The sequence below is a fragment of the Pseudomonas sp. L7 genome (assembly GCF_046605565.1).
Lineage (GTDB): Bacteria > Pseudomonadota > Gammaproteobacteria > Pseudomonadales > Pseudomonadaceae > Aquipseudomonas > Aquipseudomonas wayambapalatensis.
Map to the genome: position 1 here is coordinate 1,639,860 of NZ_CP176784.1, position 13,254 is coordinate 1,653,113.

6 protein-coding genes are annotated in these 13,254 nt (G+C 63.1%); 3 read left to right on the forward strand and 3 right to left on the reverse strand.

The features are described from left to right. Nucleotides 1-51 precede the first annotated feature (51 nt). Entirely contained in the window at nucleotides 52-1,425 is a 1,374-nt protein-coding gene (locus ACK3BK_RS07730; protein WP_186710091.1) for a TolC family outer membrane protein, read from the reverse strand. A 480-nt stretch (nucleotides 1,426-1,905) separates the two neighbouring features. Here ACK3BK_RS07730 and ACK3BK_RS07735 point away from each other — a divergent pair, with 480 nt between their 5' ends. Then, the gene (locus ACK3BK_RS07735) at nucleotides 1,906-9,072 is read left to right on the forward strand and encodes a retention module-containing protein (RefSeq protein WP_411384050.1); all 7,167 of its coding nucleotides are present in this window, start codon (nucleotides 1,906-1,908) and stop codon (nucleotides 9,070-9,072) included. 4 nt (nucleotides 9,073-9,076) lie between these two features. Here the strand turns inward: ACK3BK_RS07735 and ACK3BK_RS07740 are convergent, their stop codons facing one another. Beyond that, entirely contained in the window at nucleotides 9,077-9,439 is a 363-nt protein-coding gene (locus ACK3BK_RS07740) for a YbaN family protein (protein WP_186666849.1), read from the reverse strand. Nucleotides 9,440-9,448: 9 nt separating this feature from the next. Then, nucleotides 9,449-10,036: a YecA family protein gene (locus ACK3BK_RS07745; RefSeq protein WP_186666848.1), complete on the reverse strand. Its 588-nt coding sequence runs from the start codon at nucleotides 10,034-10,036 to the stop codon at nucleotides 9,449-9,451. Between the two features lie 243 nt (nucleotides 10,037-10,279). Here ACK3BK_RS07745 and recQ point away from each other — a divergent pair, with 243 nt between their 5' ends. Both recQ and ACK3BK_RS07755 read left to right on the forward strand, forming a co-directional pair. Continuing rightward, entirely contained in the window at nucleotides 10,280-12,427 is a 2,148-nt protein-coding gene (gene recQ / locus ACK3BK_RS07750) for a DNA helicase RecQ (protein ID WP_186666847.1), read from the forward strand. 180 nt (nucleotides 12,428-12,607) lie between these two features. Further along, nucleotides 12,608-13,045, forward strand: coding sequence for a MarR family transcriptional regulator (locus ACK3BK_RS07755; RefSeq protein ID WP_186666846.1), 438 nt, complete (start codon nucleotides 12,608-12,610; stop codon nucleotides 13,043-13,045). Nucleotides 13,046-13,254 lie beyond the last annotated feature (209 nt).

Genomic DNA, 13,254 nt, shown 5'->3' on the forward strand with positions numbered 1-13,254 from the left:
CGCGGTGGACGGGAAGTGGCTGCAGGGGGCTACAGCCGCCTTTCGCAGGGCCTAGCGCATATCGGGCAACTGCGCCTCATTGCGCACTTCGGTCTTGGCGATGGCTTCCGGTGGCAGCGAGATGCGCTGCTTGCTCAGCAACTCGCCCATGGTCGCCAGCACCCGGTACATGGAAAACTCTTCGGTGTAGCGCACCTCGGTGTAGCGACGGTTGGCGTTGTACAGCTCGTTCTCGCTGTCGAGCACGTCGAGCAGGGTGCGCTGGCCCAGGCCGAACTGGTCCTGGTAGGCACCACGCACGCGTTGGGTGGTCTCGGCGTATTCACGGGCGCTGGGGGTCTGCTTGCGTGCGTTGTTCATGGCGTTCCAGGCCAGGCTCAGGTTCTCGGTGAGCTCGCGCAGGGCGTTGTTGCGGATGTCCATGGCCTGGTTGATCTTGTGCGCATCGGACTGCAGGCGCGCCTTGTCGCTGCCGCCGCGGAACAGGTTGTAGCTGAGCTCGACGCCGGCCTGCCAGTCGTTGTTGCTGTGGCCGCGCTCGCCGCCCAGGTTGTTGTTGGCACCGGTGGCCAGCACTGCGTCCAGGCGTGGATAGAACGGCGACTTGGCCACTTCGTACTGTTTCTCTGCAGCGTTGACATCGGCCTGGGCGGACTTGAGGTACGGGTTGTTCTCGCGCATGCCCTGGCGGGCTTCATCGAGGGTGCCGGGCATCTGGATCTTGATCGAAGTCGGCGTTTCCAGTTCGTCCGGCTGGCGGCCGATGACGCTGTAGAAGTTGGCCTCGGCGTCGGCCAGGTCGACCTCGGCGGTGTCCAGGTTGTTTTCCGCCAGGGCGCGACGGGCGCGGGACTGGTCGAGGTCGGCGGTGCTGCCCACGCCGCGCTCGCTGCGCAGGCCGATCTGGTCGTTGACGCGCAGGTGTGCCTGCAGGTTGTTCTTGGCCAGGGTCACCAGCTCACGGCGCTTGAGCACTTCCAGGTACACCTCGATGGCGCGCAGGGCGACATCCTGGGCGATGGCCTGGGTGTAGTACGCGCGCGAGGTGGCCACCGATTCGGTGCGCCCGACTTCGTTGGCGGTGTTGAAGCCGTCGAAGATCATCTGCCGCAGGCGCAGCTCGGACTGTGTGTAGTTGAGGGTTTCCTTGTTGTGGTTGCGCGTGCCGTCGGGGTTGATGCCGCGCGTATTGAGGTTGTCCGAGCGCTGGCGGCCATAACCGGCCACCAGGTCGACGCTGGGGTAGTAGCCTCCGCGCGCGAACTTCACATCCTCATCGGCCGACAGCTTGCTGTTGCGATTGGAACTGATCTGAGGGTGGTAGTCCACGGCGCTCTGGACAGCCTCGGTGATCGACATCGCCTGAGCGTTGGCACAGGCCATGGCCAACAGGATCGCACTGGTGATGGGGGTTAACACGCGCATGGGGTACTTCTCCCTGGTCTTAAAAAAAGTCCTGCGATTCGCCAAAAAAATGACGAAAAATTGAGTTGAAACAGTTTCAGGTTTGTAACAACAGAGCTAAGAACATTTAACGGGCAAGCTAAGAAGATTTTTTCATAAGGTCTATGCGAAAAAAAACTTATGCGGTCTAAGCAAACCGAGACATTGTTCTATTCAAGCGCCCGGGTAAATCGGCTGCAGTACCTGATTTCCGGGCTTCGGAGAAAGTTCCAGATTTTTTGCAGCTAAGGACCCTGGAGAGGACAACGACGGCGGAATTTGGCGACAAAAAATTGGCATTATAATAATGGCCAATTCCCACTACCGCACGCGTTGAGCTGTCTTGGTGAAGGCGATTTCTCACCCTTGTGACAGACGCGAGACCCCGCAAAGGATCGCTTCCCGCATTACCTGGCCCGTCCGCCACTGCAGAAAGCCAATCGGCAGGGGAGGCGTGCGTTCATGGCTAAATCAATTGGCGTGGTCAGCAAGGTCATAGGCCAGGTATTCGCGGTGGGCAGCGACGGTGCCAAGCGCATGCTGGTGGAGGGCGACCGCCTGTTCGCAGGCGAGCAACTGGAAACCGGAGCCGCCGGTGCTGTGGCTGTACGTTTGCACAACGGCGCCGAGCTGACGTTGGGACGAGGCAGCAGCCTGGAAATGACCCCGGACCTTTTGGCCAACCGTGCTCCCCACGTACAAGCTCCTGATCCGCTTCCCAGCCAGGCGCAGCTCAGCGATGTCGAGCGTCTGCAGCAAGCCATTGCCGCAGGTGCCGACCCGACGCAGGAGGGCGAAGCACCCGCCGCCGGGCCTGGCGCCAACGGAGCGCCTGGGGCCTTGGGGGGCGGGCACAGTTTCGTGTTGCTGACCGAGGTGGCCGGACGGGTCGATCCGACCATCGGCTTCCCCACCGCCGGCTTCAACGGTATTCCGGAACTGGCCAACCGTTACATCGGCACCCTGGACGCCGACAACAACGCAGGGCCCTTCGGATCGCCGCTCAATCCGCCGGTCAATCCCCCTGTAAACCCGCCGATCAATCCACCTGTGAATCCTCCCGTTACACCGCCGAACAATCCTGTCACCCTGCGCGGGCTGGACCTGAGCCCCGCCGAACTGACCCTCAACGAGGCAAACCTGCCATTGGGATCGGCCAGCAACCCGGCAGCCCTGACCCAATCCGGCAGTTTCACCGTGGTCGCGCCGGATGGTGTGTTCAACCTCAGCGTCGGCGGTATCAACGTGGTGACTGCCGGTGTGGTGACCGGTGTGGGCCAGTCCATTACCACGGGCCTTGGCAACGTCCTCACCATCACCGGTTACAACCCGTCCACGGGTGTCGTCAGCTACAGCTATACCCTCACCGGCGCCGAGCACCATCCGGACGGGGCGGGCAGCAATGAACTCGGCGAGCATTTCCCGGTGCTGGTCAGCGACACGGATGGCGACGTCGCCAGTGGCTCGCTGGACGTGATCATTCGCGACGATGTGCCCACGGCGGTCAACGATACCAACGCGGTCACCGCCACCGAGCAGCACACCCAGCTCACCGGCAATGTGTTGGACAACGACGTCCAGGGCGCCGATCGGGTGGTCGGCGGCCCCGTGGTGGCCGGTACCTACGTCGGAACCTACGGCACCCTGGTGCTTGCTGCGGACGGCTCCTACACCTACACGCTCAACCCCAAGGATGCGGACTTCAAGAACCTCAACGGTGGCGGACATGGCGTCGAGACCTTCACCTACACCCTGACGGATGCGGACGGTGACACCAGCAGTGCGACCCTGACCCTGAACATCACCAACCTCGACGATCCGGTAACCCTCGGTGGCCTGGATGTGAAGGGCGGTGAGCTGACGGTCTTCGAGAAACACTTGAGCAACGGCAGTGCGCCGGACAGCACCGCCCTGACCCAGAGTGGCAGCTTTACCGTCAATGCACCGGACGGCCTGCAGACCCTGAGTGTCGGTGGCATCAGCGTGGTCAGCGGCGGCATCGTGGCGGGTTTCCCGCAGTCGATCACGACCGCGCTGGGCAACACCCTGACCATCACCGGCTACAACCCGGCCACCGGCGTGGTCAGCTACAGCTACACCTTGCTCGGTAACGAAGGCCATCCTGCGGGCGAGGGCATCAACAGCCTGAGCGAGCATTTCAGCGTGATCGCCCAGGACACCGATGGCAGCAGCGCCACGGCCACGCTGGATGTGAACATCGTCGACGACGTACCCCAGGCGCAGCCCGATTCGGCCAGCGTGGTGGAGGGTGGCACGGTCAGCGGCAACGTGCTGCTTAACGATCAGTTGGGCGCCGACCAGGCTGGGACCAGCAATGTGGTGGTGGGCGCGCGGGCGGGGTCCGACACCTCGATCTCGGCCATCGGAAATCTCAATACCGCGATCGGGGGCCTGTATGGCACCCTGACCATCGATGCCGCTGGCAATGCTACCTACCATGCCAACCCGAATGCCGTGGCGCCGGCCGGTGCCACCGATGTGTTCGTCTACACCATCCGCGACACCGACGGTGACGAGAGCACCACGACCATCACCATCAACGTCAAGGATTGCTCGCTGATCGCCGGGCCCAACGACGGCGTGACGGTGTACGAGAAGGCGTTGGACCTGGTGAAGGACGGCAATGACCTGGCGCCGGGCACTGTCACCGGCAGCACACCGAGTTCCACTGGCGAAACCGCCTCCGGTAGCCTGGCGGGCTCCGTGAGCGGTGGCGTCGGTGCGCTGACCTTTACGCTGGTGGGCAATGCGGTGGGCCAGTATGGCCAGATTCAGCTCAATGCCGATGGTTCCTACACCTACACGCTGACCTCGGCGCCGAAATCGCCGGATAACGTCAATGATGGGGCGAACAGTCTGACCGAGAGCTTCACCTACGAGGTGAAGGATTCGCTGGGCAATTCGACCACCAGCACCATCGTCATCACCATCGTTGACGACGTGCCCAAGGCGCACAGCGATTTTGCCAATGTCTTCGAGGGCGGCACGGTCAGTGGCAACGTGCTGGTCAATGATGTATTCGGCGCCGATGTGGTGGCCGATGGCAAATACGTGGTCGGGGTTCGCGCAGGCGCTGATACCTCCACCTCGGCCATCGGCCAACTGGGCGTCCAGGTGGTCGGCCAGTATGGTTACCTGACCCTCGATGCTCAGGGTAACGCGACCTATCACTCCAACCCCGACAGTGTCGCGCCGCCTGGTGCTACGGATGTGTTCGTCTACACCATCCGCGATGCCGACGGTGACGAGAGCACCACCACCATCACCATTGATATCCACGACTGCTCGTTGGTCGCAACGCCTGATGGCGGCGTGACGGTGTACGAGAAGGCGCTGGATCTGGTGAAGGACGGCAATGACCTGGCGCCAGGCACTGTTACCGGCAGCGATCCACACTCCCCGGGCGAGACGGCCTCGGGCTCGCTGGCGGGGGCGGTGAGTGGTGGTATCGGGGCGATGACCTTCACCCTGGTAGGCAACGCCGCAGGTCAGTACGGGCAGATCCAGCTCAATGCCGACGGCTCCTACACCTATACACTGACCTCGGCGCCGAAAACGCCGGGCAACGTCAATGACGGCGCGAACACGCTGACGGAGTCCTTCACCTACCAGGTGAAAGATTCGCTCGGCAACTCGACCACCGGCACCATCGTCATCACCATCGTCGACGATGTGCCCAAGGCGCACTGCGATGTCGCCAGCGTGACTGAAGGCGGCGTGGTCAGCGGCAATGTGCTGGACAACGACATTGTCGGTGCAGATGTGCGCGGCGACGGCCAGTACGTGGTCGGCGTGCGTGCCGGCTCCGACACCTCGACCTCGGCGATTGGCCAGGTCGGCAGCCAGATCATGGGCCAGTACGGTTACCTGACCCTCGATGCCCAGGGCAACGCGACCTACCATGCCAACCCCAACAGCGTGTCCCAGGCCGGCGCTACCGATGTGTTCGTCTACACCATCCGTGATGCCGATGGCGACGAGAGCACCACGACCATCACCATCAATGTGCACGACAGCAAGCTGGTGGCCTGCGAAGACAGTGAAGTGAAGGTGTATGAAAAAGCACTGGACCTGAACAAGGATGGCAACGACCTGGCCGCAGGCAATGTCACCGGCAGTGACCCGCACTCGACAGCGGAAACCGCGTCCGGCAGCCTCGCGGGCTCGGTGGGTGGTGGTGTTGGCGCGCTGACCTTCAGCCTGGTGGGCAATGCCACGGGGCAATATGGCCAGCTCCAGCTCAATGCCGATGGTTCCTACACCTACACCCTGACCTCAGCGCCGAAAACGCCGGGCAACGTCAATGACGGTGCGAACAGTCTGACCGAGTCCTTCACCTATCAAGTGACGGACTCCGTAGGTAACTCGACTACCAGCACCATCGTCATCACCATCGTCGACGATGTACCCAAGGCCCATTGCGATGTGGCCAGTGTGACTGAAGGCGGCGTGGTCAGCGGCAATGTGCTGGACAACGACATTGTCGGTGCCGATGTGCGGGCAGACGGTCAGTATGTGGTCGGCGTGCGCGCCGGCAGCGACACCTCGACCTCGGCGATTGGCCAGCTTGGCAGTCAGGTCATGGGCCAGTACGGCTACCTGACCCTCGATGCCCAAGGCAATGCGACTTATCACGCCAACCCTGACAGTGTGTCCAAGGCCGGCGCTAGCGACGTGTTCGTCTACACCATTCGCGATGCCGATGGTGACGAGAGCACCACGACCATCACCATCGATGTGCAGGACAGCAAGCTGGTGGCTTGTGAGGATCGTGACGTCACCGTGTACGAGAAGGCGCTGGACCTGGTCAAGGACGGCAACGACCTGGCGGCGGGCACGGTCACTGGCAGTGACCCGCATTCAACGGCGGAAACCGCCTCCGGCAGTCTGGTGGGTTCGGTCGGCGGCGGTGTCGGGGCATTGACCTATAGCCTGGTGGGCAATGCTGTCGGCCAGTTCGGGCAAATTCAGATCAACGCCGATGGTTCCTACACCTACACCCTGACCTCGGCACCGAAAACCCCGGGCGGTGCGGACGATGGCGCCAATCGGGTTGTCGAGTACTTCACCTACAAGGCCACCGATTCGCTGGGCAACAGTGTCACCAGTACCATTGCCATTTCCATCGTCGATGATGTGCCCAAGGCCGTGTGCGCCGAACGCAGCATCACGCCCGGCCAGGTGGACTCCAATATCCTGCTGGTGATCGATGTCTCCGGCAGCATGAACTTTGCCTCTGGTGTGCAGGGGCTGAGCCGTCTGGCCCTGGCAAAGCAGGCGATCAACGCCTTGCTCGACAAGTACGACGACATGGGCGATATCAAGGTGCAAATCGTCACCTTCGCCACCGGGGCCTGGGTCAAGACGCCGGTCTGGGTGTCGATCGCCGAGGCCAAGAGCATCGTCGCCGGGCTGACCGCCGACGGTTCGACCTACTACGACTCCGCCGCGACCAAGGCGCAGGAAGCCTTTGTCACCAGCGGCAAGATCGCGGGGGCGCAGAACATCAGCTACTTCTTCTCCGATGGCGTGCCCACTGACAATCATTCGATGACAGCGGGGCGCGAAGCGGCCTGGGAAAGCTTCCTCGATAACAACGGGATCAAGTCCTACGCCATTGGCTTGGGCACTGGCGTCAACCAGGCCAACCTCGACCCCTTGGCCTACGACGGCAGCAGCCATGTGGATACGGGCTCCGTGGTGGTTACCGACCTCAGCCAGCTCAGCGCCGTGCTGTCGGGCACTGTGCAGGGGGCGCCGATCACCGGCAGCCTGATGAGTGGCGGGCACTTTGGTGCCGATGGCGGCTTCATCAAGGCGCTGCTGGTCGATGGCACCACCTACACCTTCGATCCCAAGGCCAATGCTGGGCAGGGGGGCTACAGCGTTGCCGGAGGGCCGGACAAGGCCAGCTTCGATACCAGCGGCAACACGCTGTCGATCAAGACTGCGCTCGGTGGCACGCTGCTGGTGGACATGGACACTGGTGAATTTACCTACACGCCGCCGAAGGATACCGGCAGCAGCCAGGTCGAGAAGTTCGGCTTCACTGTCAGCGACAACGACGGCGACACCAGCAGCGCCAGCCTGATGGTGAAGATCAATAGCAACAGCGCGCCAGTGGCGGGTGCCGACCACATCATCACCAATATCACCGGTGCCAGTGTCACCGTACCGGCCGAGGCGCTGCTGGCCAATGACAGCGATGCGGATCACGACCACCTGAGCGCTGCGCCCATCACCTTCAACACGGGCTTTGCCGACAAGGGCGCGGGCTTCACGGCAGGCAGCCAGGCACAGACGCTCAAGTTCGATGGCACCGCCAACAAGCTCGAGAATCAGCTCAAGGACCTGGCGCGCAGTGACTTCACGGCGATCTCGGGCTCCATGACGGCGGCCTTGGTGATTGCTGGGTACCTGGGTTCGATCAGCACCGGCAATGCCAACGATGAGGACACCCTGACCGTGACCCTGCGCAAGGGTGAGAGCCTCAGCCTCGACCATGACCGCCCGACAGGCAACCTGATGCTGGAGTGGAAGGATGCCAACGGCAGCTATCAGCCGATCGCCGACGGTGGCAGCTTCACCGCCAGCCACGACGGTGTGTACAGCATTCACGTGATCAACAGCGAGAATGCCCTGGGCAACAGCAAGGCGGCGGAGAACTACAAGCTGAGCCTGGTGATCGACTACAGCCATGCCGAGAACGAGGTCTACCAGGGCAGCTACACGCTCAGCGACAACCATGGCGGCAGCGCCTCCGGGGCGGTGGACATCACCTATCAGGCCGGTAGCACCTTGCAGGGCACGGCAGGCGACGATGTACTGCTGGCGGGCAATGGCGACGACACCTTGAACGGTGGTGCCGGCCACGATGTGCTGGTGGGGGGGGCTGGGAACGATGCCCTGTACGGCGGGGAGGGAGATGATCTGCTGATCGGTGGCCCCGGCAACGACCTGCTGGACGGCGGGCCCGGCAATGACACCGCCAGCTACGCGTCGGCGACGGCCGGGGTCACGGTCGATCTCGGCCATGTCGGTGCGCAGAACACCGGCGGGGCGGGCCTCGACACCCTGGTCAGCATCGAGAACCTGATCGGCTCGGACTACAACGACACGCTGATCGGCAACGAGGGGGACAATGTGCTCAGTGGTGGCCTGGGGGACGACATTCTCATCGGCGGTGGCGGTAACGACATCCTCATTGGTGGGCCAGGCAACGACACCCTCACCGGCGGCAGCGGCAACGATACCTTCGTCTGGCAGAAAGGCGATACCGGGCACGACCGGGTGACCGACTTCACGCCGGGCAGCGACCGGCTCGACCTGTCGCAATTGCTGCAAGGCGAGAATGCTACGGCAGCCTCGCTGGATGACTACCTGCACTTCAAGGTCAGTGGCAGTGGGGTCAATGTGGTCTCGACCATTGAGGTCAGTAGTGTGGCGGGTGCTGCGGCGACCCAGACCATCGATCTTGCCGGCGTCGACCTGGCCCAGCATTACGGGGTGACGGCGGGAGCGGGGGGCATGATCGCGGCAGGGCACGATACCGCGACCGTCATCAGCGGCATGCTCAACGATCATTCGTTGAAGGTGGATACGGTGTAACCGGTTACGGATGGCGCAGGGTCTTCTGCTTGAGGATGTAGAGGGTGACCAGCACGGCGCTGGTGAGCATGAAGGCCCTGGCCCAGAACAGCGGCACCAGGTAGCTCGAAAGCCCGATGCTCGCCCACATCAGGCCGATGGCGTAGACCTTGCCCTTGAGCGGGATACCTTCGCCGTTGAGGTAGTCGCGAATCCACGGTCCGAGCCTGGGGTGGTTCACCAGCCAGTCGTGGAAGCGCGGCGAGCTGCGGGCGAAACAGGCCGCCGCCAGCAGCAGGAAAGGGGTGGTGGGCAACACCGGCAGGAAGATCCCCAGCACCCCTAGCGCGACACTGAGCCAGCCGACGGCCAGCAGCAGGTAGCGCACCACTGCGAATCAGTGGTGGCGCGGCTTGAGCAGGGCCGGCTTTTCTTCCGGCGCGTGCAGCAGCAGGAACAGCGCGCTCAGTGCCTCGGGAATCTGCACGACCATGTCGTCCTGCAGGTTGGCGTTGCTGGCGATGTCGGCGAACTCAGGCTGTTCGTCGAACAGGCCCGAGCCAACCATGATCGGCAGCAGCATTTCGCTGACTTCCTCTTCGGCGTTCTCGAACCAGGCCTCTTCACGCAGGAACACGCCCTCCATGAAGCCAATGCACCAGCCGCGCAGGTCGGAATCGTCCGGCTCGTCGGTCAGGTCCAGCTCGCAAGGCAGGTCGAATTCCTCGTCGCTGGCCAGTTGGCGAGCGATGTGGCCCTTGAGGGCCACCAGCGTCGCTTCGATCTCGGTGCGCTGGGCTTCGCTGGCGTAGTGAGGTTCTTCGGCGAAAAGCGCGTCGATCCATTCGCGCTCGGGAACGTCCTCGGCACAGATCGACAGCGCGGTCAGGTAGCCGTGTGCGGCGACGTAGTCCAGCGCTTCTTCGTGCAGCTCATCGGCGTCGAGGAAGGCTTGCAGGCGGGTCAGTTGCTCGGCGAAGGACATTACAGGGCTACCTTGGGGAATAAACGATAGTGAATTCTAGCACCTTGCAGCCTCGGCGGGGCAAAGGGAACGTCTGTCACCGGAGCCTGCCGCAGAGCAGGGCACTCGGGTATACTCCGCGGTTTTTCAAGCCGGCTGGCGTTTCTGCGCCGCCCGGCAAAAACCGCTTACGCATTCGACGTGTGCGCGGCGGATTTATCGTCCAGCCTGTGTCCAGGATGGTACGGCGATTTGGAGTGGCAAATGCTCGAACAGGCTCAGCGCGTCCTCAAGGACATCTTCGGCTACGACAGTTTCCGAGGTCGCCAGGCGGCGATCATCGAATGCGTGGCCAACGGGGGCGATGCACTGGTCCTGATGCCCACCGGGGGTGGCAAGTCGCTGTGCTTCCAGGTGCCAGGCCTGCTGCGCCCTGGCCTTACCGTCGTGGTCTCGCCGCTGATCGCGTTGATGGACGACCAGGTCGCCACCCTCGATGAGCTGGGGGTGGCTGCGGCCGCGCTGAACTCGACGCTCAGCCCCGAGCAGCAGCGCGACCTGGCCGGGCGCCTGCGCCGCGGCGAGGTAAAGATGCTCTACCTGGCGCCTGAGCGCCTGGTGCAGCCACGCATGCTGGAGTTCCTGCGCGACCTGGATATCTCGCTGTTCGCCATCGACGAAGCGCATTGCGTGTCGCAATGGGGGCATGACTTCCGCCCCGAATACCTGCAACTGGGTCAGCTTGCCGAGCTGTTCCCGCATGTGCCGCGTATCGCCCTGACCGCCACTGCCGACATGCGCACCCGTGAGGAGATCGTCCAGCGCCTGCACCTGCAGGGCGCGGAGCGTTTCCTGTCGAGCTTCGACCGGCCCAACATTTTCTATCGCATCGTGCCCAAGGAATCGCCGCGCAAGCAGTTGATGGCGTTTCTCGGCGAGCGGCGCGGCAACGCCGGCATCGTCTACTGCCTGTCGCGCAAGAAGGTCGACGAAACCGCCGCCTACCTCTGCGAGCAGGGATTCCCGGCATTGCCCTATCACGCCGGCCTGGCTGCCGAGACCCGCGCGGCCAACCAGCACCGCTTCCTCAACGAGGAAGGGCTGATCATGGTCGCCACCATCGCGTTCGGCATGGGCATCGACAAGCCCAACGTGCGGTTCGTCGCCCACCTCGACCTGCCCAAGTCGCTTGAGGCCTATTACCAGGAAACAGGTCGGGCCGGGCGTGACGGCCTGCCGTCCGATGCCTGGATGGCCTACGGCCTGCAGGACATGGTGATGCTCAAGCAGATGCTGCAGAACTCCGAAGGCGACGAGCGTCACAAGCGTATCGAACAGCACAAGCTCGACGCGATGCTGGCGCTGTGCGAAGAGACGCGCTGCCGGCGCCAGTCTTTGCTGGCCTACTTCGATGAGGTGCTCGAGCAGCCCTGCGGCCATTGCGACAACTGCGTCGACAAGGTACAGACCTGGGATGCCACCGAGCCTGCCCGCCAGGCGCTGTCGGCCGTGTTTCGCACTGGCCAGCGCTATGGGGTTGGCCATCTGGTCGATGTGCTGATGGGCAAGGATAACGAGAAGGTACGCAATTTCGGTCACGAGAAGCTGTCGGTATTCGGGGTCGGCAAGGCGCTGGGCGAGCACGAGTGGCGGTCGCTGTTCCGTCAGCTGGTTGCCCGTGGCCTGGTGGACATCGACCTCGAAGGCTATGGCGGCCTGCGTCTGTCCGACACCTGCCGGCCACTGCTGCGAGGCGAGGTGAACCTGCAACTGCGGCGTGATCTCAAGCCGCAGACCGTGGCCAAGTCCTCGGGCAGCGGCGGCGGCAGCCCGGCCAGCCAATTGGTGCGTGCCGAGGAGCGCGAGCTGTGGGAGGCGCTGCGTACACTGCGGCGCAAGCTGGCGGAGGAGCACAGCGTGCCGCCTTATGTCATCTTCCCCGATTCGACGTTGCTCGAGATGCTGCGCAGCCAGCCCACCAGTCTCAGCGACATGGCCCAGGTCAGTGGCGTGGGTGCGCGCAAGCTGGAGCGTTATGGCCAGGCGTTCCTGGAGGTGCTCAACGGCGCCGGCGGCACCGAGGAGGCACCGAAGGTGGTGCTCGACCTGCGGCACGAACTGGTCAGCCTGGCCCGCGCCGGCATGACCCCGGCGCAGATCGCCGGGCAGTTGAACTGCAGCGAGAAGAACGTCTACAGCCTGTTGGCCGAGGCCATCGGGCGCCAGGAACTGAGCCTGGAGCAGGCGCTGGACCTGCCAGAAGAGTTGATGATGGAGGTGCAGGACGCATTCCTCGACGGGGAGGGTGAACTGCCGCCGGTTTCGGCCATTGCCCCGCAGTTTGGCCAGCGCGTGCCGGAAGGGGTGCTGTATTGCGTGCGCGCGGCGCTGGCGGCGGAGTTCGAGCTCTGAGGCAATAGTGCCTGCTGCCGTGAGCGTAGAGTGCCGCCGGTAACGCTGGGTTTCCCGGTCATTCCTGACCTTTGTCATTCTTTTTGTTGATTATCGGACGTTTCCCACTCGCCGAGCCTTGCCTGATACTCCGGGGCATGATTAGCTGACTAATAATTAGTTCTATCGATCGAGTTGCTTATGCCCCTGACCGACAACCAACACCGCTTCGGCATGCAGCTGGCCCAGATGTCCCGGGGCTGGCGCGCCGAACTCGACCGCCGCCTGGCCGGGCTGAACCTGTCCCAGGCCCGCTGGCTGGTGCTGTTGCACCTGGCCCGTTTCGACGAAGCGCCGACCCAGCGCGAGCTGGCGCAAAGTGTCGGTGTCGAGGGCCCGACGCTGGCGCGCCTGCTCGACAGCCTGGAAAGTCAGGGGCTGGTGCGTCGTCAAGCGGTCATGGAAGATCGGCGCGCCAAGAAAATCCTGCTGTGCCCGCCTGCAAAACCGCTCATCGATCAGATCGAAACCATTGCCAATGCCCTGCGCGCCGAACTCTTCACTGGCGTCGATGAGGCGGATCTGGAGGTGTGCATGCGCGTGCACGCGAAGATTCTTGGCAACCTCGAGAAGTCCTGACCACAGCACTACGCTTCAGCGGCACGAGAAAACGGATAGAGGCTCACGCCCTATCCGTTTTTTTATGTCGCGCCTTCGCGCGTACTAGGGTCTGTATGAAAAGCATTGAGACGAAGGTCAGGCAAGGCGAAAACAGCCGAGGAAGCGGAGTTTACGGGTTGTAAATGAGCATTCCGAGGCTGTTTTCAACGCAGCATCACCGAGTATCA

Coding starts and splice junctions, on each gene's coding strand:
- ACK3BK_RS07730 (WP_186710091.1), bottom strand. CDS start 1,425: ATGCGCGTGTTAACCCCCATCACCAGTGCGATCCTGTTGGCCATGGCC.
- ACK3BK_RS07735 (WP_411384050.1), top strand. CDS start 1,906: ATGGCTAAATCAATTGGCGTGGTCAGCAAGGTCATAGGCCAGGTATTC.
- ACK3BK_RS07745 (WP_186666848.1), bottom strand. CDS start 10,036: ATGTCCTTCGCCGAGCAACTGACCCGCCTGCAAGCCTTCCTCGACGCC.
- recQ (WP_186666847.1), top strand. CDS start 10,280: ATGCTCGAACAGGCTCAGCGCGTCCTCAAGGACATCTTCGGCTACGAC.
- ACK3BK_RS07755 (WP_186666846.1), top strand. CDS start 12,608: ATGCCCCTGACCGACAACCAACACCGCTTCGGCATGCAGCTGGCCCAG.